This window comes from Cnuibacter physcomitrellae, from assembly GCF_014640535.1.
GTDB classification, from domain to species: Bacteria; Actinomycetota; Actinomycetes; order Actinomycetales; family Microbacteriaceae; genus Cnuibacter; species Cnuibacter physcomitrellae.
The window spans coordinates 2,128,933-2,152,871 of the sequence record NZ_BMHD01000001.1; the positions used below are offsets into that span (position 1 = coordinate 2,128,933).

17 protein-coding genes are annotated in these 23,939 nt (G+C 72.2%); 7 read left to right on the forward strand and 10 right to left on the reverse strand.

All coding sequences use genetic code 11. The features are described from left to right. Together IEX69_RS09910 and IEX69_RS20900 are read right to left on the reverse strand one after the other, a co-directional pair. Entirely contained in the window at nucleotides 1-4,986 is a 4,986-nt protein-coding gene (locus tag IEX69_RS09910; RefSeq protein ID WP_217348635.1) for a GH92 family glycosyl hydrolase, read from the reverse strand. Beyond that, entirely contained in the window at nucleotides 4,987-5,868 is an 882-nt protein-coding gene (locus IEX69_RS20900; RefSeq protein ID WP_217348636.1) for a discoidin domain-containing protein, read from the reverse strand. 141 nt (nucleotides 5,869-6,009) lie between these two features. On the opposite strand from IEX69_RS20900, the gene IEX69_RS09915 reads away from it, so the two are divergent. Beyond that, nucleotides 6,010-7,041, forward strand: coding sequence for a LacI family DNA-binding transcriptional regulator (locus IEX69_RS09915; protein WP_085020836.1), 1,032 nt, complete (start codon nucleotides 6,010-6,012; stop codon nucleotides 7,039-7,041). Nucleotides 7,042-7,116: 75 nt separating this feature from the next. Here IEX69_RS09915 and IEX69_RS09920 read toward each other — a convergent pair whose 3' ends face one another. Further along, nucleotides 7,117-8,373: an MFS transporter gene (locus IEX69_RS09920; protein ID WP_085020837.1), complete on the reverse strand. Its 1,257-nt coding sequence runs from the start codon at nucleotides 8,371-8,373 to the stop codon at nucleotides 7,117-7,119. Between the two features lie 49 nt (nucleotides 8,374-8,422). Here IEX69_RS09920 and IEX69_RS09925 point away from each other — a divergent pair, with 49 nt between their 5' ends. Together IEX69_RS09925 and IEX69_RS09930 are read left to right on the forward strand one after the other, a co-directional pair. Continuing rightward, on the forward strand, nucleotides 8,423-8,746 hold the full coding sequence (locus tag IEX69_RS09925) for an ArsR/SmtB family transcription factor (protein WP_085020838.1): 324 nt from the start codon (nucleotides 8,423-8,425) through the stop codon (nucleotides 8,744-8,746). A 152-nt stretch (nucleotides 8,747-8,898) separates the two neighbouring features. Beyond that, a complete protein-coding gene (locus tag IEX69_RS09930) occupies nucleotides 8,899-10,317 on the forward strand; it encodes a DUF6421 family protein (RefSeq protein ID WP_229756301.1) in 1,419 nt (472 codons plus the stop codon). A gap of 27 nt (nucleotides 10,318-10,344) precedes the next feature. Here IEX69_RS09930 and IEX69_RS09935 read toward each other — a convergent pair whose 3' ends face one another. Both IEX69_RS09935 and IEX69_RS09940 read right to left on the reverse strand, forming a co-directional pair. Then, nucleotides 10,345-11,247, reverse strand: a complete 903-nt coding sequence (locus IEX69_RS09935) for a helix-turn-helix transcriptional regulator (RefSeq protein WP_085020839.1) — start codon at nucleotides 11,245-11,247, stop codon at nucleotides 10,345-10,347. 31 nt (nucleotides 11,248-11,278) lie between these two features. Next, complete coding sequence (locus tag IEX69_RS09940; RefSeq protein ID WP_229756424.1) at nucleotides 11,279-11,626, reverse strand: DUF7882 family protein; 348 nt, start codon at nucleotides 11,624-11,626, stop codon at nucleotides 11,279-11,281. 143 nt (nucleotides 11,627-11,769) lie between these two features. Between IEX69_RS09940 and IEX69_RS09945 the strand changes: the two genes are divergently transcribed. Continuing rightward, a complete protein-coding gene (locus IEX69_RS09945) occupies nucleotides 11,770-12,324 on the forward strand; it encodes a helix-turn-helix domain-containing protein (RefSeq protein WP_174604520.1) in 555 nt (184 codons plus the stop codon). Between the two features lie 35 nt (nucleotides 12,325-12,359). On the opposite strand, the gene IEX69_RS09950 is transcribed toward IEX69_RS09945, so the two are convergent. Then, on the reverse strand, nucleotides 12,360-13,295 hold the full coding sequence (locus IEX69_RS09950) for an aldo/keto reductase (protein WP_085020842.1): 936 nt from the start codon (nucleotides 13,293-13,295) through the stop codon (nucleotides 12,360-12,362). Nucleotides 13,296-13,382: 87 nt separating this feature from the next. Further along, nucleotides 13,383-14,387 (reverse strand): right-handed parallel beta-helix repeat-containing protein, encoded by a 1,005-nt coding sequence (locus IEX69_RS09955; protein ID WP_085020843.1) that lies wholly within the window; start codon nucleotides 14,385-14,387, stop codon nucleotides 13,383-13,385. A 389-nt stretch (nucleotides 14,388-14,776) separates the two neighbouring features. Between IEX69_RS09955 and IEX69_RS09960 the strand changes: the two genes are divergently transcribed. Together IEX69_RS09960 and IEX69_RS09965 are read left to right on the forward strand one after the other, a co-directional pair. Continuing rightward, entirely contained in the window at nucleotides 14,777-16,072 is a 1,296-nt protein-coding gene (locus tag IEX69_RS09960; RefSeq protein ID WP_085020844.1) for a glycosyltransferase, read from the forward strand. Continuing rightward, entirely contained in the window at nucleotides 16,069-18,615 is a 2,547-nt protein-coding gene (locus IEX69_RS09965; RefSeq protein ID WP_085020845.1) for a right-handed parallel beta-helix repeat-containing protein, read from the forward strand. Before IEX69_RS09960 ends, IEX69_RS09965 begins: the two co-directional genes overlap by 4 nt. A gap of 109 nt (nucleotides 18,616-18,724) precedes the next feature. On the opposite strand, the gene IEX69_RS09970 is transcribed toward IEX69_RS09965, so the two are convergent. Together IEX69_RS09970 and IEX69_RS09975 are read right to left on the reverse strand one after the other, a co-directional pair. Further along, nucleotides 18,725-20,029, reverse strand: coding sequence for an MFS transporter (locus tag IEX69_RS09970; RefSeq protein ID WP_085020846.1), 1,305 nt, complete (start codon nucleotides 20,027-20,029; stop codon nucleotides 18,725-18,727). Nucleotides 20,030-20,330: 301 nt separating this feature from the next. After that, nucleotides 20,331-21,038 (reverse strand): FadR/GntR family transcriptional regulator, encoded by a 708-nt coding sequence (locus IEX69_RS09975; RefSeq protein ID WP_085020847.1) that lies wholly within the window; start codon nucleotides 21,036-21,038, stop codon nucleotides 20,331-20,333. A gap of 495 nt (nucleotides 21,039-21,533) precedes the next feature. Here IEX69_RS09975 and ptsP point away from each other — a divergent pair, with 495 nt between their 5' ends. Continuing rightward, entirely contained in the window at nucleotides 21,534-23,213 is a 1,680-nt protein-coding gene (gene ptsP, locus IEX69_RS09980) for a phosphoenolpyruvate--protein phosphotransferase (protein ID WP_085020848.1), read from the forward strand. A gap of 51 nt (nucleotides 23,214-23,264) precedes the next feature. Here the strand turns inward: ptsP and IEX69_RS09985 are convergent, their stop codons facing one another. Then, complete coding sequence (locus IEX69_RS09985; RefSeq protein ID WP_085020849.1) at nucleotides 23,265-23,912, reverse strand: nucleoside/nucleotide kinase family protein; 648 nt, start codon at nucleotides 23,910-23,912, stop codon at nucleotides 23,265-23,267. Nucleotides 23,913-23,939: the final 27 nt, after the last annotated feature.

Sequence of the window (23,939 nt, forward strand, 5' to 3'; positions counted from 1 at the left end):
CTAGGCGCGGTGGGTGCGGCGGCGGCGGAGCAGGAGCAGCACGCCACCGGCCAGGATCACCAGGAGCGCGAGGCCCCCGGCGAGGCCGGCGCCGAGCGTGTCGGCACCCGTGTTGCTCAGGTGCGACGCCGCGGAGCCGCTCGCCGGGCCGGTCACCCCGGTGCTGCCGTCGCCGGGCGTGCGCGGGGGCAGCACCTGGAACGGCACCGACACCGGGACGCCCGAGACCTCACCGGTCACCTCGATGGCGTGGTCGCCTACCTCCGCGTCGGCCGGCACGGCGAACGTCAGGACGATGGCGCCCTTGTCGCTGGCGACCGGCGCACCCACCTCGACCGGGTCGGAGTGGAAGACCACGTGAGCGGTCTCTCCGGGCGCGAAGCCCTCTCCCGTCACCGTGACCAGGTCACCGGGGCGCCCCGAGCCGGAGTCGACGTGGATCTGCGGGTCGTAGACGGGATCCACGGTCGGCGGCACCACCTGGATGGTGGCGGTCGCCGGCATGGCCGACTCGGCGCCCGTGGCGACGATCGCGTAGATCGCGGGCTGCGCATCCGACGGCACCGTGAGCGAGGCGGAGATCGCCCCGTCGGAGCCGGCGGTCACCGTCTGCCGGACCTCGGGCGAGGTCTGCAGCACCACGTCGACGCTCTCGCCCGGCTTGAAGCCGGTGCCGCTCACCGCGACCGTGGCGCCCGCGAGCACCTCGTCGGCCGGGTCGGCGGTGATGGCCGTGGTATAGACCGGTGCGGCCGCGATGGTGGCCTTCAGCGTCAGCTGCGAGGTCCCGGCCGTGGTCGCCACCGTGACGGAGACCGTGTAGGTCCCGGCCGCCGCGTAGGTGTGCGTCCCGCTGAGCGCCATCGAGCCGTCGGCGCCCGGCGTGATCGTCGCGTCCTCGGTCACCGTGCCGTCGCCCCACTGGACGCGGGCGATCGGCGCCTCGGCCTTCGGGTCGGTCGGCACGACGGTGGCCAGAGCGGCCGTGAGCGACTCGCCCGCGGTGCCCGTCACATCCGCCCCCGCCGTGGCGGTGAACGAGGTGTCGACCGGGAGCTCGCCGTCCGAGGCGATGGCGAACACGTGGACGCGTCCGGTCTCGCTCGGCTCACCGGGCTGGTCGGGCATCGTGATGCTCGCCACGGTCTTCCCCTCGGGGACGGTGTAGGGCACCGTCGAGAAGAAGTACGGAGCGGCCCCGTTCTGGCTGCCGCCGACCAGGCGGTACGCCGACTTGACGACCTCGATGTTCCCGTAGGGCGCGGTGGCGGACTGGTTGCCGCCCTTCGTCCAGTCGGAGAACTGCAGCAGGATCGTCGCCGTCGTGCCGTCGGTGAAGGTCACCGTCGCGGTCGTGTCCTGGTTCTTCTCGGTCGCGGCTCCGATGAACGAGAGCTGCGTCGCTCCGGCGCCGAGGTCGACCGCGATGGTCTGCCCGTCTCCGGTCGCGTTGTCGGGCGCACCCACCGGCAGGGCCGGGATGGTGAACCTCAGGTCCGTGCCGGGCACCGTCATGGGCTTGCCGAACGTCACGCCGGCCGCGAGGAGCGCCTGGCGCGAGTACGAGATGCCCTTGGCGTCGCAGTCCGCGCCGCCGATGCCGTCGTCGCCGATGCAGACGCTGTCGTAGGCGGCGAGGAGGCTGCCCTCCTCGACGTACGCGACGGTGATCGACACGAGGCCGCTGGTCGACGTCACTCCGTCGGTGAGGGTGACGCGGGCCTGGTACACGCCGGGGAGCGCGTACTCGTGGCTCGCGGACACCGGCGTGTTGCCGAGGTCGGCCGCACCGAGCGTCGCCGGCGTGGTCGCCGATCCGTCTCCCCAGTCGACCGTCGCCGAGTAGCCCTCGGCCGACCCGCCGGAGGCGATGCCGAGCGCGAACTCCTTCTCGACACCCGACGAGGCGGCGAGTCCGTCGGCTGCGCTGAAGCGCAGGTCGGCGGCCTGGGCGCCGGTGCCGTCGGTGAGCAGCTCGAACTCGCTCAGCGCGATGGTCGGGTCGCCCGCGGTGACGGTGAGGCGGTACTGCTGGTAGGCGGCGGGACGCTCGATCTGGAACGGGACCGTCTGGTTCCGCTGGGCGAAGGTGCGCCCGGTCCTCTCATCCAGGGTCGACCAGGTCACGCCGTCGTCGCTGCCCTCGAGCTTCCAGGCCGACGGGTCGGCCTTCGACGCCCCCGAGGTGAGGGTATAGAAGCTCGGCGCCTGACTGGCGCCCTTGTAGGTGACGGTCACCGACGGGGTCGGCCCGGCGAAGGTGAGCTGCGTCCGCGACGAGTCGTCGACCAGCGCGCCCGCGTTCTCGCCGCCCGCGCTCGACACCGTGGCCAGCGTGGGCTCGGTGGTGTCCTTGAGCGGGGTGGCGACTCCGGTGCCCTCGGTCAGCGACGGCAGGCTGTCGGCCTCGCCCGTTCCCCACGTGCTGGGCTCGGCGCCCATCGTGAAGTCGAGCGTCGCGCCGTCCGTGAGGACGTGCGAGTCGAGGGAGGTGCTGGTGTACTCCTCGCCGTTGACGCGCAGCGACTGCACGTACTTGTTGGTGGTGGAGTTGCCCGGCGCGTTGATCACCAGGTCCTTGCCGCCCGCGAGGTGCACGGTCGCCTTGGTGAACAGCGGCGAGCCGAGCACGACCTGGTCGGATCCGACCTGGAGCGGGTAGAAGCCGAGCGCGTTGAAGAGGTACCAGGCGCTCATCTCGCCGTTGTCCTCGTCGCCCGCGTAGCCCTGACCGATGGCACCGCCCGCGTAGGAGCGCTGCAGCGCCTCACGCACGATGGACTGCGCCTTCCAGGGCGCTCCCGCCTCGTTGTACATGAACGGGATGTGGTGGCTGACCTGGTTGCTCACGCCCCACTGGCCGTAGCGGCCGTCGCGGGCCTCGACCATCTCGTGGATCGAGCCGGTCGTGGTCTCCGGGGTGGCGAAGAACTCGTCGAGCTTCTGCTCGAGTCCCTGCTTGCCGCCGTAGAGGTTCGCCAGACCGTTGGGGTCCTGCGGAGCGTGGAACGCGAAGTTCCAGCCGTTGGTCTCCGTGTACGGACCCCACCAGGTCTTCGGGTCGTACTCCGCGGGCGGCGTCACGAACGTGCCGTCCGCGTTGCGGGCCTGGAAGAACCCGCCGATCGACGGGTCGAAGAGGTTGACGTAGCCCCGAGCGCGCTCGAGGTAGTAGGCGCTCTCCTCCTTCAGCTGCTCGACTCGGTCGGCCGGCGTGCGCGGGTCGTTCGCGAGCGCGGCGGCCATGTTGCCGATGCCGAAGTCGTTGATGTAGCCCTCAGCAGCCCACGAGACGCTCTCACCCTGCGTCGCCGGCGTGTACCCGAGGAAGATCGACGAGTTCAGGCTCTTGCGGCCCACGCTGTCGTTCGACGACGGCACCGACGCGTTCTTGATCGCGGCGTCGTACGTGGCCAGCGCATCCGGCAGCGGCACCGAGCGCACGTAGGCGTCGGCGAACGCAACGTCGGACGAGGTGCCCGTCATGATGTTGGCGTAGCCGGGCGAGGACCACCGGGCGATCCAGCCGCCATCGCGGTACTGCTGGGTGAAGCCGTCCACCAGCTCGCCCGCGAGCTCCGGATAGAGGATGGAGTACATCGGCCAGACGGTCCGGTAGGTGTCCCAGAAGCCGTTGTTGACGTACATCTTGCCGTCCTTGACGACAGCACCGGTCGTCTCGGCGGTGCTCGCGCCGCCCTTCGTGACCGGGCTCGCGTACTGGTACACGGGCGCGTTGACGGTGCCGGTGTTCTCGAACTGCGAGTTCGGGTAGAGGTTCAGGCGGTAGAGGTTGCTGTACGTGGTCCGCAGCTCGGTCTCGGTGGCACCCTCGACCTCGAGCACGCCGAGACGGTCGTTCCATGCGGACTTCGCGGCATCCCGCACCTGGTCGAAGCCCTGCCCGCCGACCTCCATCGCGAGGTTCTGCTGGGCCTGCGCGAGGCTCAGGTAGCTGGTGGCCACGCGGAGCAGCACCTGGTGGTCGTCGCCCGAGCCGAAGCTGAACTTCGCGAACTTGGTGAGCTGACGGCCGCCCTGGGCGGTGCCGGTGCTGGTCGGCGCCTGGTCGAGCACGCCGTAGACGTACATGCGCGTCCGGCCAGTGTCGCCCGCGGCGCCGTTCTCGACCCAGCCGGTGACGGTGCCGTCGGCCGCGATGTTCAGGCTGCCCTCGCTGGTCGAGCCGTTGGGCGCGTCGAGCACGATGCTGCCCGAGTCCGACGGGAAGGTGAACCGCATCACGGCCGCGTGGTCGGTCGGGGTGACCTCCGCCTTGACGCCGCTGTCGAGCGTCACGCCGTAGTAGTCGGGCTGCGCCGTCTCGTTGTCGTGCCCGAAGCGGTCGGCGCGCGTGTGCCAGTTCCCGGAGGGGGTGCCGGATCCCGACACGGGCATCACCGAGAACTGGTTGCGGTCACCCATCCAGGGGCTCGGCTCGTGCGAGAAGCCGAGGCCCTCGAACCGGGTGCGGTTGTTGTCGTCGTTGTCCTGCTGCCACGAGTACTCGCGCGAGTTGGCGCCGGCGTTCGTGAGCGGGACGAGGAAGTTGAACCCGTTGGGCATCGCGGTGATGGCCTCGTTCGACCCGCGGGAGAACGCGCTCGAGGAGTTGGTGCCACGACGGGTGTCGACGTAGTTCGTCAGGCTCGAGCCGTCGATGGTCGCCGGAGCGGACTGGATGCGGATGTCGTCCAGGTAGCCGCCGAACGCGGTGTCGGCGGTGCCGCCCGGGTTGTCGTAGTGGAACTGCACCGCGGTGACGGTCTTGCCCGCGGCGATCGTGCCGAGGTCGATCTCGACCTGGTTCCACTGGTTCGGGTAGAGCACCTTGCCGGCGCCCTGTCCCTCCGCGGTGGCGTCGATGCCGTAGACGTCGACGGGCTTCAGATCGGAGAGCTCGGTGCCGTCGCTGAAGCGCAGGTCGACCGCGGAGTAGGTCGACGGGTACTGCAGGTCGTTGGCGGTGAGCTCGGGGAAGATCATTTAGCTCAGGCGGCTGGTCGCGCCCACGGCGACGTCGACGTCGAAGAGGCGGTTGGTGAACGACGCCTCGCCGTCAGCGCTGTGCTCGCCCGCGTAGCGGAGCGAGTGCGTGCCGGTCCAGCCGACGCGCGCCTTCATGTTGTAGCCGGAGCTGGGTCCGGTGGCGACGCCCGTGCTGACCGGCGCCGCGGGGGCGCTCGGGTCGACCTGGGCGAGGAGGTCCCAGTCGGCGAGCTGGATGAGGCCGCCGGAGTGGTTCACGATGCCGTCGAGCTTGTAGTACGAGTACGCGCCCGGAGTCTGGATGGTGTAGCTCTTCTTGACGCCGCGATCCGCATCCGCCCACGTCTGGTTGGTCTGCGTGTCGAGGTCGACCCACGTGCTGCCGTCGGTCGAGCCCTTCAGCACCCACTGCTTGGGGTCGCGCTCAGGCGCGTCGTTGCCGGAGGTGAGCGAGTAGGTCACGGCCGTGGCGACGTTCTGCAGCTGGTACTGGAGCCAGCCCTGCGGCTGGAAGACCAGCCACTTGGTGCCCGGGTTGCCGTCGGCCGCCCAGATGGCGGCCTCGTTGGGGGCGTTCTCGCCGCTCGCGGTCACGGTCTTGACGCTGCCGAGCAGGCTGCCGCCGCCGGGGCCCTCGACGTTCTGCTGGAGCGGGGTGCCGTCGGCGGCGAGCTCGACACGGTCGGCGAACGGAGCCGCCTGATCGCTCTCGAACGAGGAGAAGAACTCCGTCTGGCTCGCGGCCTGAGCCGGGGCGACGGAGGCCAGCGGGATCATGGCGGCGACGACGGCGGCCACGACGATCGGTGCGGTCAGCCGCCCGGATCGAGTGGTGCGCCTTCGCTGGGAGCGCGGGTGGGCGAAGGGAGCGACCGGCATGCGGGGGCCTTTCGACGCTGAAAGAGGAATGGTGACTGCGGACGTCTGCGCATCCGTCTGGGTTACGGTAGCGACCCCCGAAGGGGTATGTCAACGTTGTCTGTCAACGTTGTCCTAGAGAGATGCCGCTAGTCTTCTGGCATGAGCGGCCCGACGACGAGGACCCGCGCGACCATGAGCGACGTCGCGGCGGCCGCCGGCGTGAGCCTGAAGACGGTGTCGCGCGTCGTGAACCAGGACGGCTACGTCAGCGCCGAGACGCTCGCGACCGTGCAGGAGGCCATCCAGCGGCTCGGCTTCCGTCGCAACGAGTTCGCCCGCCAGCTCCGCCAGGGCACCACGGCGACGATCGGCCTCATCATGGAGGACGTCGCCGATCCCTTCTACTCCGTCCTCACCCGCGCCGTCGAGGACGTCGCGCTCGCCCACAACTACCTGCTGCTCTCCGCCTCGTCCAACGAGGATGCGAGCCGCTCGCGCCAGATCGTCGAGTCGTTCAGCTCACGCGGCGCCGACGGCATCATCCTCGCCCCGGCCCAGGGCACGGACCCGGCGTTCCTCGCGGCCGAGATCGCCGCGGGATGCTCGATCGTCTTCGTCGACCGCATCGTGCCCGGGATCGAGGCCGACACGGTGCTCGCCGACAACGCCGGCGGCAGCTGCGAGGGCGTGACGCATCTGATCGCCCATGGCCACCGCCGCATCGCGTTCTTCGGCGACGACGCGTCGGTCTTCACCGCCGGCGAACGGCTCTCCGGCTACCGACTGGCGCTCGCGGATGCGGGCATCGCGTTCGACGACGACCTCGTGATGCTCGCGGCCCCCACACGCGACGACCTCGAGGACGGGATCGACCGCATCCTCGACCTCGAGGATCCGCCCACCGCCATCTTCGCGGGCAACAACCGGTGGAGCGTGCGGCTGCTGCGGCACCTGAAGTCGCGCGGAGAGATCGCGACGCGCGGGTTCGTGGGCTTCGACGACTTCGAGCTGAGCGACGTGCTCGAGCCGGGCGTCACCGTGATCGCGCAGGACCCGGCCACCATGGGCCAGCTCTCCGCCGACCTGCTCCTGCGCCGCGTGGGCGGCGACCGCCGCGCGTTCGAGCAGGTGCGGCTGAGCCCCCGCCTCGTCGTGCGCGGCTCCGGCGAGCTCCCCGGCCCCCACGCGTAGATCACGTTTCGCCATACCCACGCTGTTTCGCCACGTCGATCGGTGTGGCGGAACAGCGTGGGTATGGCGAAAGCATCAGAGGGAACGCTGCGCCGGCTCGGGCACCTGCTGCTCGGGCGTGGCAGGAAGCTCAGGTGAGAGCCCACCCGTCGGGAGGACGGGGCCGCGGCGACGGGCGTAGGCGGTGAGGAAGAAGACGAGGGCGAGGGCGGTCACGACCGCGCCGGCGATCGGGAGGGCGACGGGCCCACCCAGGGACAGTGCGGCGGTGCCGAGCGGCGGAGCCACGGCGATGCCCACGTACATCGCGGTCGAGTACCAGCCCAGGGTGAGCGCGGCGGAGTCCGGGTCCACGCTCACGAGCCGGTGCTGCACGGGGATCGCGATCGCGAAGGCGGCCACGCCCCAGACCGCGAACACCACGACGGAGGCGACGAAGGACGACTCCACGAACGTGAGCACGGCGAGCGCCGCGACCTGTCCGCCCAGCGCCACGATCGCGGTGAGCCGGCTGCCGATCCGGTCGGTCGCCGGGCCGGCGACCAGGTTGCCGACGACCCCCGCGCCGCCGTAGCTGAGCAGCAGGACCGCGAGCAGCGCCCCGGAGCCGCCCGTCGCCTCGGCCGTGACGGCCGAGCTGAAGATGTACACCACGTTGAACCCGGCGATCATCAGGAACGTGGTCGCCAGCAGGGCGAGGATGCGCGGCTCCGCCAGCGGGGCGAGCCGCCGACGCAGGGAGATGGCGGCGGACACCGGCAGCCCGCGGACCACGAGCGGGATCAGGACGACCAGCACCGCGGCGACGCCCACCAGGATCCACATCGGGGTCCGCCACCCGGCCGCTCCCCCGAGCGCCGTGCCGAACGGCGATCCGACCGCGGTGGCGAGCGTGAAGCCCGCACCGACGAGAGCGAGCGCCTGCCCGCGTCGTTCGGGCCGTGCGAGGAGGGCCGCGGAGGCGGTGGCCGTCGGGACGAGCGCCGCCCCGCCGAGACCGGAGAGCGTGCGACCGGCGATGAACCAGCCGACGGAGTCGCTGGACGCCGCGACGGCGGTGCCGAGCGCGAAGACGGCCAGTCCGGCAGCCATGAGCACGGCTCGGGGCACTCGGGCGAGCGTGATGGACACCAGAGGGGAGATGACCGCGACGACGACGGCGTAGCTGGTGATGGAGTAGCTGACCTCGGTCGGGGAGACGCCGAGGTCGGCGGCGATGTCGGGCAGGAGCCCGGCGATCACGAAGGCGTTGGTGCCCACGACGAACATCGCGAGGGCCAGGAGGAGCAGCTTCGGGAGGGATGTGCGGTACGATCGTTCGATCGATGTCATACGATGAAGGTACGACATCGTTCGATGGTTGTCAAACAATAGGTGCTCCATGTCCGATCCCTACCCGTCCCCTCCCATCGAGGAGGTCGAGCTCGTCGAGGTGCTCCGGACCCTGGGCGACCCCATCCGGCTGCAGATCGTGCGCGTGCTCTCCGACGGCGAGCCGCACTCGAAGCACGCCGACGACTGGGGGTTCGACGTGCAGAAGTCGACGCTGTCGCACCACTTCAAGGCCCTCCGCGAGGCGGGGGTGACGCGCACGATCGTCAGCGGACGCACCCATGCGATCCAGCTGCGCCGCGCCGAGCTCGACGCCCGCTTCCCGGGCCTGATCGACGCCGTGCTCGCCTCCCCGCCGCCGCCGACCGCGTAGCTCCGGACGAGGACGGTCATCCCGGCCGAGGTGAGACCCCGACGCAAAGAAAACGCGCGGATCCTGCGACCAGACGCAACGGATGCTCGGTGAAGGCCACACTCGCGCGAAGAGTCGTCCGTAGGCTCGAGAGCGACGATTGGAGGTTCACCATGTCCGCATCCGCACGCATCACCACCACCGCCCCCGCTGCCGGGTCCGCCATCGTAGGAGAACCCGAGGTCGTCGAGGACGCCGCCCTGATCGCGCACCCCGCGTGGCAGGACCTCAAGGCCGCCGCCACCGCGTTCCAGACGTTCCAGGTGAAGGACGGGTCGATCCCCGAGGCGGAGGACCACCCCGAGGCGGCACGGCTGCTCGCCCGCATCCGCGACGACGTGGCCGCGCTCGCCCCCGCCTTCCCCCACGACGCGGCGTACCTCGAGGCGCTCGACGACGACCTCGCCGCCTGGGCCGAGGGCGGATTCGGGGTGCCCGACTTCCTCGAGTCGCTGGTCGCGTTCCAGCCGCAGCTCGACCGCCGAGACGGGGTCCGCCACCTCGTGGTGTTCCCCATGTACACGCAGAACGGCAGCAGCGACCGTCACCTCGAGGCCGTGCTGGTCGAGGTGATCTGGCCCGACTTCGTGGGCGACCTCGAGGCCGGCGCCTTCTCGAACGCGCTGTTCCTCCCCATCCGGTTCCTCGACTTCACCCCGGGGTACGACACCAACTCCGCGGTGCTGTTCCCGGAGTCGGTCGCCACCTCGAGCATCCCCGCCTACACCTGGGGTGCGATCTTCGCCGACCGCGAGGCGGCGCGCTTCCGACGTGTCGTGCGCACGGCGGCCGAGATCACGCGACTCGACCTGCCCGCCGACGCCCTGCGGCTGCTCGACGACCAGACGCTCGCGGAGGAGACCTTCGTGATGTGGGACCTCATCCACGACCGCACGCACATGCGCGGGGACCTGCCGTTCGATCCGTTCATGATCAAGCAGCGCATGCCGTACTTCCTGTACTCCCTCGAGGAGCTCCGGTGCGACCTCACGGCGTTCCGGTCGGCGGTCGAGCTGGCTCGCGACCCGGAGACCGACGCGCTCCTGGCCGATCGGGCGCAGCTCGTGCAGTACGCGGTGCTGTTCGATCGGATCTTCCGGTTCGCCCTCACCGGGTCGCGCGTGCGCAACTACGACGGGCTCGGCGGTCAGCTGCTGTTCGCGTGGCTCCACCAGCGGGGCGTGCTGCACTGGACCGACACGAAGCTCACGATCGACTGGGCCGAGCTGCCGGATGCGGTCGTCGCCCTGGGCGACGCCATCGACGAGCTGTACTGGCGCTCCATCGACCGGCCGAAGACCGCGCACTGGCTGGCCGCCTACGAGCTGGTGTCGTCGACGCTCACCCCGCACCCGGCCTCCGTCTGGTCGCGCGGGGTCGACGCGCTCCCCGTGAGCGGGCCGCCGAAGGGCCTGACGGATGCCGTGCTCGACGACGAGTTCCCGCTCTCGATGTTCTACGAGGCGCTCGAGAAGAAGATGCGCGACACCGTCGAGTCCACCTCGGGAATCACCGGACGCGACGCCGCCTGAGCGGCCCCTCGAGCTCGAGCTGGCGGATCAGTCCCGCGCGGGACGGCTCCTGCGCAGCTCGAGCTCGAGGACGGCCGCCGACGAGAAGCCCCAGCGGTGGGCGACCCGGTCGTGGCTCTGAGTGGGATCGCGGTCGAGATCGGCGCGCGCCGCGTCGAGCCGCGCCCACGCGAGGTAGGCGCGTGGCGAGATGCCCTTCGGCGCGTGCGCACGGAAGACGTCCATGAGGTCGCGGACGGGCAGGCCCACGGCGTGGGCGACGTCGGCGACGGTGATGGGGAGCGACGCGAAGTCGTCGATGAAGCGCGTGGCGCCGCGGTAGGCGGCGTAGCGCGCCCGTGCCGCCAGGTGCCGTTCGGGCACCTCTCCGATCAGCCGGAACCCCTCCAGGACGGAGACCGCCAGCGCCCGGTAGACGAGAGCCCGCAGGGTCTCCGACTCGAGTCCGTCGCGGAGTCGCGCGGAGTCCTCCAGCAGCCGCGTCAGCGCGGCCGCCGACGGCGCCGACGCGGGACGCGGCCCGTCGAAGCGGACGTCGGCGCCGTCGATGCCGTAGACCATCGCCGCCGTCTCCCTCAGGGCGCCCACGTCGAGGGCCAGCGTATGGGCCTCGACGTCGACGATGTCGGCGATCAGGCGGTCGCCCGGCTGGAAGAGCGCAGGCTCCTCGCCGAGGGAGCCCGTGTCGCGACCCACCGTCCAGGTGTATCCGCCGACCGCGGTGGAGACGAGGATCTGCCCGAACTCGGCGTCGCATCCGTAGTGGCCGGCCATGGACGTCGTGCACACCGCGAAGCGCGCGTCGCCGACCATCCGCTCCGCGAAGCCACGGACGTCGCCGGCCAGCCGGATGTCGCCGTGGGTCTCGAGCAGCCAGCGTTCCGCGTGCTCGCCGTCGTCCGCGCGGAAGTCGGTGCGGAAGAACGTCACAGGGACGCCGTCACCCGGTGTCGCACTCGCCTCACGACGTGCCGTGACCGGGAGGCCAGGCCCGGTTCTGGAGGTAGGTGCTCCCGCGGACGGGCACGCTCTTCTCGTCCATCACGATGAGCCCGGTCGAGCTGGCCGCAGACCGCGTGAGCAGCTCGATCCACTGCGGGTCGATGGCCGGCGCCCGACCGCCGTCGAACTTGAAGTAGACGGGCACGTGAGGCGACAGCCAGATGGAGCTGCGGCCGCCGCCGCTCGCCACCGAATCGACCCACGACATGGACAGCCCCTCGGAGCGCCGCAGCCGGTTGATGATGACGACGTGGAGATGGGCGAGCGTCCGATCGTCGAACTCGATCGTCGCGCCGTCGTACAACATCACACCCACCGCAGAACCTCCTGCGACATTGTCATACGGTGGGCGCAGAGATCATCCATCGGACGAAGGGGTTGACACAGGCCCTGCGTGGCATTAGGCATGGGACTCGCGGGCGATCCGACCGCGCGGCGGAAGGAGCCGAGGTGAGGGCATCCGAGGCGACGAGGTCGACTCTCGAGCGGGCCCTGACGCCCACGCAGCTCCGCGCCGTGGACGAGGGTCTGCTCGACACCGAGCAACGGGCGTCCTGGTCGATCCTTCTCGAGCACACGACCCGCATCCTGGAGTCGTCCGCCAGCCCTGCGGTGACTGAGGCTCTGCTGTCGGCCATCCGCGTGGCCGCCGACGAGGCGCTGCCGTCGCCGGCTGCCCCGTCCGCTCACGTCAGGCTGGCGGTGGAGTTCATCGAGCGCCGCGCCGACGACGACATCTCGGTCGAGGACATCGCGACGGCGGCGGCGCTGTCGGTCCGCGGAGTGCAGAGCGCGTTCCGGCGCGAGCTCGACTCCACGCCTCTGCGGGTGCTGGCCGAGGTGCGGATGGCGCGGGTGCACCGCGACCTCGCCGAGGCCGCGCCGGGAGACGGGACCAGCGTGGCCTCGGTGATGACGCGGTGGCGGGTCGGCCACCAGGGCCGCTTCGCCCACGCGTACTCCGCCCGCTACGGCGAGTTCCCGCGCGACACCCTCGCCTCCTGAGGCGCCGCCAGGCCGCAGCGCGCGGAGGCGACGGCTCAGGGCACGCGGTGACCGGCGGCCCGGAAGAGCTCGTACCACTCGGGGCGGGTGAGCGGCACGTCGGAACCGAGCGCCGCATCCGCCACGCGCTGGGGAGTGGTGGTGCCGAGCACGACCTGCATCTGCGCCGGGTGGCGGGTGATCCACGCGGTCGCGATGGCCATGGCAGGCACGCCGTAGGCGGCGGCGAGCCTGTCGATCACGGCGTTGAGCTCGGGGAAGCGGTCGGAGTCGAGGAACACCCCGTCGAAGAAGCCGGCCTGGAACGGCGACCACGCCTGGATGGTGATGTCGTGCAGGCGGCAGTAGTCGACGATGCCGCCGCCGTCGATCGTGATCGACTGCTCCAGCCCGACCATGTTCGAGGCGACGCCCTGGGCGATGGTCGGCGAGTGCGTGATCGAGAGCTGCAGCTGGTTCGCGACCAGCGGCTGCGTGACGCTCTTCTTCAGGAGGTCGATCTGGCGCGGCGTGTGGTTGGAGACACCGAAGTACCGCACCTTCCCCGCGGCGTGGAGGTCGTCGAAGGCGCGGGCGACCTCGTCGGGCTCGACCAGCGCATCCGGACGGTGCAGCAGCAGGATGTCGACGTGGTCGGTGCCGAGCGCCTCGAGCGAGCCCTCGACCGACTCGACGAGGTGCTCGTAGGAGAAGTCGAAGTACGGTCCGTCCTTCACGATGCCGGCCTTGGTCTGGATGGTGACCGCGTCGCGCTCCGACGGAGACAGCCGAAGCGCCTCGGCGAAGCGCCGCTCGCAGGCGTGGAGCGTGGGGCCGTAGATGTCGGCGTGGTCGAGGAAGTCGATCCCGGCGTCGCGAGCGGTGCGCACGAGCTCGCGCACCTCGTCGTCGGTCTTGTCGGCGATGCGCATCAGCCCCAGCACGACGTTCGGTGCGGTGATGTCGGTCCCGGGAAGCGTGAAGGTCCTCATCTCTCCATCCTGGCCCCCTCTGCCGACACTCCCCCGCGCGTCGACGGGCCCAGCGCCCGCTCTCGGGCGCTAGCGCGGGTCGCCGGGTCAGCGGCAGGGGATCGACGACAGACGGGACGGATCGGGGGCGCCGCCCACCAGCGCGACGTTGTCGCATCCGACCGTGGTCGTCGCGCGGATCGAGCCCGGGGCGTCGACCGCGATCGCCCACCCGCCCTCTCCCACCTCGAAGGAGTTGGCCGTGAAGGAGTTGTCCGCCCCCAGGCCGTCGACGACCGAGTGGACCTGCGCGCCGTCGCGAGGGCTGCGGACCCCGGTGTTGCCCGTGATGAGCCAGCCGTCGCCCTTCACGTCCAACAGGGAGTCCGCCTCCGTCGTCCCGCCGCCGTCGAGCTCGTTGCCGCGGACCTCGCCGTCCGCAGTCCCCTCCTTGACGTCGATGGGCTCCGCCGTGACGTCGTGGATGCGGTTGCCCACGATCCGGTTGCGGTCGCTCGCGTCGGGCGCGCATCCGCTGATCTCGCACCAGTTCGACTCCGCGGATCCGACGTAGACGCCCTCGCCGAACTCCGGTCGACGGTGGCCCGTGCCCGACACGTCGTTGCTCTCGACGAGGTTGTCGCTGCTGCCCGCGCGGAGGTGGATCGCCTCGTCGCCGACCCCGTCGACGGACAGGCCGCTGAGGGTCGCGTGGGAGGTGGCGTCGAGCATGATCCCCTTCATCCCGCCGGTGACGCGGAAGCCGGTGAGGGTCCAATGGTCGGCACCGTCGAGGTGGAGGGTATAGCCGCGGTCCGTCGATCCGCCGTCGAGCACGCTGTCGGCGGTGCCGCAGAGGGTGATCGGCTCGGCGTCGCTGCCCGCGGCGGTCGCCTCGAACGTGCCCTCGTACCGGCCGGGCGCGAGCACGATCACGTCGCCGGGGGTCGCCTCCGCGAGCGCGGAGCGCAGCGCGCCCGCGTCGGCGACGACGTGCCCGTCCGGGCAGCCCGCCACCGCCGTCGGCGTCGGGGAGCCCGGCGCGCAGGCGCTGAGCGCGGCGACGAGCGCCACGCCCGCGGCGGCCGCGCACACGCGCCACACCCGGCTCATCCGCACCACGTCAGCGTAGTTCGCCGCACGCTCGACACCGAAACTGCCGGAGTCCCCCAAATACCGCGCCGCTCGCCCGAATCCGGTGTCGAAGCGGCGCGACCACGCGCGGTCAGCGGTCGCTCGTCACGGGAGACGCGCAAGCTCGGCGGATATGGCGTCGCTTCGCCGTATCCCGTGACGAGCGACGCGGATCGGGGCGATCGCCGCCCAGTGCGGTGGCGCGAGGCCCCCCCGAAACGGGGCGCGCGGGCGCGGTGCCGCCGCCACTAGGGTGGGGACGCTCCATCCGGCACACGGCGAGTCACCCGCTCGCACGCCCGGCGGGTCCCCCTCCGCCGCCGCGCCGGCGACCCGAATCCGCCTGCTGGAAGGCAGCCCGCCCGCGCATGCTCGACGACGTCCTGTCGTACCTCCACGGCCTCGGCCAGACCGTGCTCTGGCTGCTGCCGTTCGGCGTGTTCGGCATCGTCTCGTGGAGCTTCTGGCTGCTCCGCAAGGGCATCTCGATGGCGACGCGCCCCGTCGTGAACGACTACCGCACCACGACCACGGTGGTGGTGCCCTCCTACCGCGAGGACCCCGACGTCCTGCTGCGCTGCCTCGAGACCTGGCGAGCGCAGCGACCGAGCCGCATCGTGATCGTGCTCGACCTCGCCGACACCAAGGCGCAGCAGCGCATCGAGGCGCTCGGGTACCCGGACGTCGAGGTCATCATGTTCCGCCACCGCGGCAAGCGCTCCGCGCTCGGCGTCGGGATCCGCGCCGCCGACACCGAGCTCGTCATCCTCGTCGACTCCGACACATCGTGGGAGGAGGGGATGCTCGCGAACATCCAGATGCCCTTCCTCGACGCCGCGGTCGGCGCGGTGAGCACGCGACAGAACGTGTACCTCCCGCGCTCGAGCGTCTGGCGGCGGGTGGCGGACTGGATCGTCGACCAGCGCTACGGCGACTACGCCCCCGCGATGGGGCGCTTCGGCGGGGTGATCTGCGCCTCCGGACGCACCAGCGCCTACCGCCGCGAGGTGATCCTGCCGAGGCTCGAGGATCTCGAGCACGAGGTGTTCTTCGGCCGCGAGTGCGTGGCCGGCGACGACGGGCGCCTCACGTGGCTCGTGCTCTCGCAGGGGTACCGGGTCACGCATCAGGACAGCGCACGAGCGCTGTCGATGTTCCCCGACACGTTCCGCGCCTTCGTGAAGCAGCGCGTGCGGTGGAGCCGCAACTCCTACCGCTGCTACATCACCGCGATCAGGAACGGGTGGATCTTCCGGGTGCCGTTCGTGTCGCAGCTGACGGTGATGCAGATCCTCTTCACCCCGGTGAGCATGCTCATCTACCTCGCGTACGTGTTCCACGCGCTCACGGCGCCGGCGCCGCTCCTCGCGTTCGGCCTGGCGCTGCTGTGGATGCTCGCGGGGCGCGCGATCCGCGGGCTGTCGCACCTGTGGCGGCGTCCGGAGGACATCGTCATCCTGCCGCTGGTGGTCGCCGTGGTCGCGCTCGTCGCCCTGCCGATCAAGACGTACGCGCTGTTCACGATGAACAAGCAGGGCTGGCTGACGCGCTCGGCCGACACCATCGGCGGCGAGGGGCAGACCGAGGCGAGCCTGCACGCGGCGCCCTCGAGCTCGCCGGATGCGGTGCCGGGCCTGTCGCCCGAGCCCGGTCGCGTCGGATGAGCGACCCGCGGAGCCCGGAGCCCGCGCCGGACGAGGAGGCCGCAGCCGCCGGCGGGGAGGCCCCCGGCGCGGTGGTGGCGGACGGGGCGGACGCGGCGGACGCGGCGAGTGGGGCGAGTGCGGCGGACGCGGCGAGCGGGGCGGCGAGCGAGGCAGACGCGGCAAGTGGGGCGAGCGACGCAGACGCGGCGAGCGAGGCGGCGGACGCGGCGAGCGGGGCGGCGGACGCGGCGAGCGGGGCGGACGGCGACCGGGCGGCGCTCACCGCGGCGGAGCGGGGTGACACCCTGTCGCCCGCGAGGCGTCTGGTCGTGCGGGCCGCGGTGATCGCCGCGATCGCCGGCGGGGTGGCCGCGAGCGTGCTGCTCGCCCGTGGCGTGCTGGAGGAGGTGCCGCACCTCGTCCTCGAGCTGACCCCGTGGTCGTCCTCCGGCCCCGCGGTCGCGCTGGGCCCGACCCCGGACGCGAGCGCCGTGCCCTCGGCCGGCACGGCGACCGGCGCGGGCTCGGGCGCATCCGCCTCCCCCACCGTCCCCGGCGGAACGCCGACGCCCACCAGCACGTTCTCGCCGTACCCGTACGACGAGGAGTGGCAGCGGCTCGCCGACACCGCGGCGCGCGATGACGCCGCCTGGCCCGTCCTCGCCCGGTCCGGGGAGGTGCGCGACCTCGCGGCGGGTCAGTTCGTCGCGCTCGCTCCCCGCGACACGCCCTACTCGCTCGACGACCTGATCGCGCAGGGCGCCGCGCAGCGGATCGACGACCGCACCGTCCTGGTCACGCAGCTCGTGTTCGTCCGCCCGGGTGCGTCGCTCGTGATCGACTCCCCCGGCACCACGATCCGTCTGGCCAGTCATGCCGGCGCCGCGCCCGCCCGCATCGTGGCGTGGGGCGCATCGCTCACCCTCTCGGGCACCCAGGACGCTCCGCTGACCATCGTCGGATGGGACGACTCGCTCGACGAACCCGACGTCGACGCCTCGGACTCGCGGGTCTACATCCGTGTCGAGAGCGGCAGCCTCACCGCCTCGGACGTCGCTTTCTCCGACCTCGGGTACTGGGGCGGCCCGACCGGCGGACTCGCCGTGACGGGCACGCCCAGCACGCTGTCCTCCGGCTCGCTGACACGGGTCACGACCGACGGACTCCACATCGGCCTCTACGCCGACGACACCACCGCGCTCACGGTGACCGACTCGCGCTTCGCCTCCTCCGCGGAGCAGGGGGTGCTGCTCGGCACCCGCGCCACGGGGACGTCGCTCGACGGCGTGACGGTCACCGGATCCGGCGCCGACGGCATCCTGGTCCGACAGGGCGTGGACGACCTGTCGATCGCGGGCGGCGAGGTGTCGGGCAGCGGACGGTGGGGGCTCTTCGCCGACGGCACGCCCCGCGCCGACGGCCCCAACCCGAACGGGTACGGAGTGGCGAACTCCACGGGGCTCTCGATCGACGGCACCTCCTTCCACGACGACGCCTTCGGCGCGATCTCGATCGAGGGCACCAGCCGCGTGGTCGTGACCGGGACGGACGTGGACGAGCGGGGCATCGGCATCCGCCTCACGGACTCCCAGGGCGCGGTCGACGAGAACGCCGTGAGGGTGGCGGATGGACGGGGGATCGTCTTCTCCGGTGCCCTCACCTCCACGCGCGCCAGCGGCAACACGCTCAGCGGCAGCGGCCCTGCGGCCGTCTCGGTGGAGGGCGGGGCCGCGGACGTCGATCAGCTCGACAACAGCACGGGCGACTGGAGCGTGAAGTGGGAGATCCTGATCTGGATCGAGCAGCATCCGCTCGCGCTGCTGTGGGCGCTCGTGCTGGTGATCCCGGTGCTCGGCGTCGCGTTCATCGCCGTGCGGATGCGGCGGCAGCGGCGCATCCGCGAGCTCGTCGAGTCGACGACGATCGCCCTCGCGCGGGCGGAGAAGGAGCAGTACGAGGCCGCGCTGCGCGGGGAGCCGGAGCTCGTCGGCTCGGCGGATCCGCTGCTCGCGCAGCACGGGCTCGCGGAGGAGATCAGCCCGCTGCTGGCGGAGGCGCTGGCGGAGTCGGAGCGTCTGGACGCCGACGCCGAGCTCGTGGTGGAACCCGTGACGGCAGCTGCTGCGCCGATCGGTGCAGCAGCGCGGGCGGGCGACGAGGCGAGCCCCGCCGCCGCGCCGACAGGCACGACCTGGCTGGTCGGCGGACCCATCACGGGGACGAGCGGGCGGTGGGCGCTCGCCGCTGCAGCACCCGGCGCAGAGCGGCGGCCCGGGTCGCGCGACTCCGAGGCCCCACCCGTGCGACCCGCGGTGAGCGCCCCGCCGCCCCGCCTGCGGGCGGCTGCGGCGGCGAACGGGGCCGCCCGCCACGAGACGACCTCGGCGGTGGAGAGCGCCGTCGTGTCGTCGGGGCGCTTCACGTCCGTCGAGGAGCTCGCCGCGGCGGCCGTGCTCGACGGCGGCAAGCCGATCGACTCCGTCGCCCGCACCCTCCGCGTCCCCACCGCGACCGTCGCCGGCTGGGTCGCCCGCGCCCGCCGCCTCCGCGGCCTCCTCTGACCCCCCTCCCCCCGTTTCGCGGCCTGTTTGACCTTTCGCGGGGCCACTGACCACGCGAAACGCCAAACAGGGCGCGACAACGCAGCGGGGCGGACGGGGGCGACGCGGGTCAGCGGAGGGTGCGGGGGCGTCCGGCGAGCCAGCCGAAGCCGATGAGGACGAGGAGGAGGGCGACGAGGATGGCGAGCGCCGGGGTCCACGATCCCGTCGCATCGTGGAGGGCCCCCATCAGCAGCGGGCCCGCTGCGGCGAGGAGGTAGCCGACCGACTGCGCCATCCCGGAGAGCGAGGCCGCCTGGGAGTGGTGCGCGGTACGCAGCCCGAAGAACGACAGCGCCAGGACGATGTTCGCTCCGCCGGCGATGCCCGCCAGGCTCGCCCACACCATGCCGAGCTGAGGGGCCACGAGCACCCCGGACACGGCGACCGCGAACGCGAGGGGCGCGAGGGTGGCGAGCAGGCGCTGGTCGCGCATCCGCGGGATGAGCGCCGAGGCGACGAGGCTGCCCGCGATGCCGAAGGCATTGAGGAGGAGCTGGTGGAAGCCCGCAGCCGCCGGATCGATGCCGGCCGACTCCTCGATCGACGGCAGCCACGTGATGAGCACGTAGAACCCGATCGACTGCAGGCCCATGAACCCGGTCACCTGCCAGCCGATCGCCGTGCGCCAGGGCGACCGATCCGACGGATGCGCGGGGTCGAGCACGGCGGGCGGTTCCAGCGAGACGTCGTCGGCGCTCCGCGGGGCGGTCGTGCGCCTCCGGAGCAGGGGCGCGATCACGGCGAGCGTGATCAGCGCGAGGCCCGCCCACATCCCGAGGGGGAGCCGCCATCCCCACGCGGTGAGCCCCGCGACCGGCACGGCGAGCCCCGCCGCCGTCGCCGCGAACGCGGCCTGCACCGCGGAGTAGCCGCCCGTGACCTGACCGATCCGGTCGGGGAAGTCGCGCTTCACCACGGCGGGGAGGACCACGTTGAGGACGGCGATCGCGACTCCGAGGAGCGCCGTGCCGATCCAGAGCAGCGGGAGACCGGGCAGCGACCGCAGCACCAGGCCGACCGCGAGACCGGCGAGGGCGAGTCCGAGAGTGCGTTCGAAGCCGAGCCTTCTGGCGAGCGCGGGAGCGAACGGCGATACGACCGCGAAGGCGACGAGCGGCAGGCTGATGAGCACGGACGCGGCGAGGGACGTCAGCCCCAGATCGGCCTCGATGTCGGTGAGGACCGGACCCACCGTGGTAATCCCGACGCGGAGGTTCCCGGCGACGAGCAGCACGCCGACGATGAGCAGGACGGGGCTCAGGGCGCGGACGGCGGGAGCGCCGGTCGTCGACGCGGCGGCGCCGACGGCGGACGCGGGAACGGGGGTGGGGGTGGGGGTGGGGGTGGCCTGGCGGCCGGCGGATGCGGACATGCTCGCTCTCAAGGTGGTGCTCGGTGGTGCTCGGGTGGTACTGGATGCGACGGGGTGGCGCTCGGGTGGTGCTGGGGTGGATGCGACGGGGCGGTGCTCCGGTCGTGCTGGATGCGACGGGGTGGTGCTCGGGTCGTGCTGGATGCGGCGGGCTGGTGCTCGGTGGTGTGGGATGCGACGGGGTGGTCATGGGCAGCGCAGGTGCGGCGCAGGTGTGGCGCAGGGTCTGCGACCCGGTGTCGCACGTGAGGCGGACGGTGCCAGATCGGCGTCGTGCGATCCGCCAGCCCCTCCGTGTCGCTCACCCTCCGTGTCGCTCACCCTCCACGTTCATCGCCGGATGCTCGTAGGCCAGGCGGACCAGCCTCTCGGCGACGGAGGCGGCAGCCTCGGGATCGCCGGCCTCGATGGCCTCGACGAGGTCGGCGTGCGCCCGGTCGACCTCGAGGAGGCCCACCTCGGCGACCACCACCTCGGGCGAGTCGACCCAGGCGAGGGCGCGCTCGTTGCCGCCGGTGCCGCGGTAGAGCTCGGCCAGGAGCGCGTTGCCGGAAGCCTCGAACACGAGCTCGTGGAACCGCCGGTCGAGCTCGACGTAGGTCGGTCCGTCCGTCGCCTGGGCCCGTTCGTCGAGCACGCGACGCAATTCCTGCCGCTGCTCGTCGGTCGCGCGCGCGGCGGCGAAGCGAGCGCCCTCCCGCTCGAGCATGGTGCGTACCTCGGCCACGTCGCGCCCGGTGTCGCTCTCGAGCCTGCGCGCGAGCGTGGGCGCGAGATCGCTCGCCGCCACCACGAACGTGCCGTAGCCGGCCCGCGCGCCCAGGATCCCCGCGTGCACGAGCGACCGCACGGCCTCACGGACGCTGTTGCGGCTGATTCCGAGCTGCTGCGAGAGCTCGTTCTCGGTCGGGAGGAGTGCGCCGACCGGGAACTCGCCCTCCGCGATCCGCCGACGCAGCTGATCGGCGACCTGCGCCGAGAGCGGGACGTTGGGAGAGAGTCGGGTCACGCGACCGACTGTAGCAGCAAACAGCCAAATGTAGGACAAAGTACCTGCGACCACCGTCCGCGAGCCTTCTTACGCGCGACGACGGCGAGGGGGGCGGCGAGCAGAAGGGAGAGCCAATGCGACCCGATCGGCGAGGTGCTGAGGGGGCGGCCGGCGACGGAGGATAGCCTCGCGACACGGGCATCCGCGACGGTCAGGAGTGGCCGCTCTACCCAGACGAGCCGAAGGGCCTCTTCGACGAGCCGTACTTCAAGGTCCGACATCCGAACGGCAGCCACATCACCCGCGGGCAGTTTCGCAGGGGCTCCGTGGCCCGCGCGCGCACCCTCACGGCGATCGCCGCGTTCGGCGCGATCCTCGTCACCTGCGTCGGCATCGTCCTGGTGGCGATGCTGCTCACGGGCTGAGGGCAGCGCTTGGCAGGGCGCACACCCGGCCCGAGGGCGGGCGTGAGAGGATCGGCGGGCAGGAGCAGCACGCGGGAGGGATCCATCCATGAGCACCGTCCTCACCGGGATCGGCATCGGACGCGGGGTCGCGATCGCGCCTGCGCACCTCCTCCTGCCCGCGCCTGAGCCTCCTGCCGACGAGCCCGCCGCAGCGAATGCCGATGCGGCGATCGAGACCGTGCGCAGCGCCTTCGCGACGGTGTCGACGCAGCTGTCGGAGGCAGCGGCGAACGCCGCCGAGCCCCTCTCGTCGGTGCTCGAGGCGACGGCCATGATGGCGCTCGACCCGACCCTCAGCGACGACGCCGCGTCCCGCATCCGCGACGGCGTGGGGCCGGTCACCGCCGCCGCGGCCGCCGTCGAAGGCGTCGCGACCCAGCTGGAAGCGCTCGGCGGGTACATGGCCGAGCGCGCGACCGACCTGCGCGGCATCCGAGGTCGTGTCGTCGCCACTCTCCTCGGAGAGGACGCGAGCTCGAGCGCCGCGCTCGCCACCCGTTCGATCGTCGTCGCCGACGACCTCGCGCCGGCTCAGACCTCGACCCTCGACCTCGACCTCGTCGCCGCGATCGTCCTCAGCGCCGGCGGACCCACCGGCCACACGGCGATCATCGCGCGCCAGCTCGGCATCCCGTGCGTCGTGCAGGCCGTCGGGGCCCTCGAGGTCGCGGAGGGGACGCCGCTGGCGGTCGACGCCGCCAGCGGCCGGGTCGTCGTCGACCCCTCGGCCGAGCAGATCGCAGACCTGCAGTCCTCGGTCGACCGCGAGGCCGCCCTCGCCGCCGACACCGCGCCGGGCGCCACCTCCGACGGGCACCCCGTGCAGCTGCTGGCGAACGTCGGCACCGAGGAGGATGCCCGCCGGGCGGCCCCCACGGCCGAGGGCGTGGGCCTGTTCCGCACCGAGGTGCTGTTCCTCGACCAGGCCACCGCCCCGGATGCGCAGACCCAGACCGCGCTCTACGCGGGCGTCCTCGAGCAGTTCCCTGGCCACAAGGTCGTCGTGCGCACCCTGGACGCCGGGGCCGACAAGCCGCTGGCCTTCCTCTCGCAGGCCGACGAGGACAACCCGGCCCTCGGCATCCGCGGATACCGGCTCGTGCGCACGGCCGAGGCCCTCATCCAGGAGCAGATCGAGGCGCTTGCCGCCGCATCCCGTGCGGTGCCCGGCACCGAGCTGTGGGCCATGACGCCGATGATCGCGACGCCGGCCGAGGCCGCCGACTTCGCCCGCCGCGCCCGCGCCGCCGGGGTCGCCACCGTCGGGGTCATGGTCGAGGTGCCGGCCGCCGCGCTGAAGGCCGCCGACATCCTCGCCGAGGTCGACTTCGTCTCGCTCGGCACCAACGACCTGGCGCAGTACACGATGGCGTCCGACCGGCTCCGTGGCGAGCTGTCCGACCTGCTGTCGATCTGGCAGCCCGCCGTCCTGGAGCTCGTGGCCACGACGGCGAGAGCCGGCCTTGACGCGGGCAAGCCCGTGGGCGTCTGCGGCGAGTCGGCGGGAGACCCGCTGATGGCGCTCGTGCTCACCGGCCTCGGCATCACGAGCCTGTCGATGGCCGCCTCCGCCCTGCCCGCCGTGCGGTACGCCGTGCGCCACCACACGCGCGAGCAGTGCGAGCGGATCGCGAGCGCGGCACTGTCCGCGCGCACGGCGGAGGAGGCGCAGCGCGCCGCCGCCGGTCTCGTCGCCGACGACGTGCGGACCGTCCTCGGCCTCTGACGGCGGCGGCGGACCACCCTCGGGCGCCCGCGCGTCGCAGGCCCTCGGGCCTCAGCCTGCGGCGACCGTCGTCTCGACGACGAGGTCCGCGCGATCGCGAGTGCTCTGCACGCGTCGAGCGTTCGCCTCGTCGACGGACTCGACCCACGCCGCCGCAGCGTCAGGAGACTTCCCGAACTCGACGTGGCGTGCGACGAGCCGCTCACGCCGGACGTCATCCGGTACGTCGCAGAACCACACCTCCGCCAGCTCGGCGCGCACCGACGACCACGGCGCGCTCCCGTCGAGCAGGTAGTTGCCCTCCGTGAGCACGAGCTCCGTCGAGGGCGGGATGGCGATGCCTCCCGCGAGCGGCTGCTCCAGGACGCGGTCGAAGTCGGGCGCGTAGACGGTGTGGGTCGTCTCCGCGTGGATGCGGCGCAGCGTCGCGAGGTAGCCGTATCCGTCGAAGGTGTCGATCGCACCCTTGGCGTCGAGCCTTCCGAGGGATCGCAGGGTCGAGTCGGCGAGATGGAACCCGTCCATGGGCAGCCAGGCGACACGACCGGGCATCACGGGCTCTAGCGCCGCGAGGAGACGCCGGACGAGCGTGGTCTTCCCCGACCCGGGCGCGCCCGTGATCCCGAGGATGGCGCGGCCGGAGCTGCGCGCCCGCACGGCGAGCGCCTTCTCCGCGAGAGGGTGAAGGAGGGCGGACATGCCTCCATTGTGCTGGCTCGACACCCG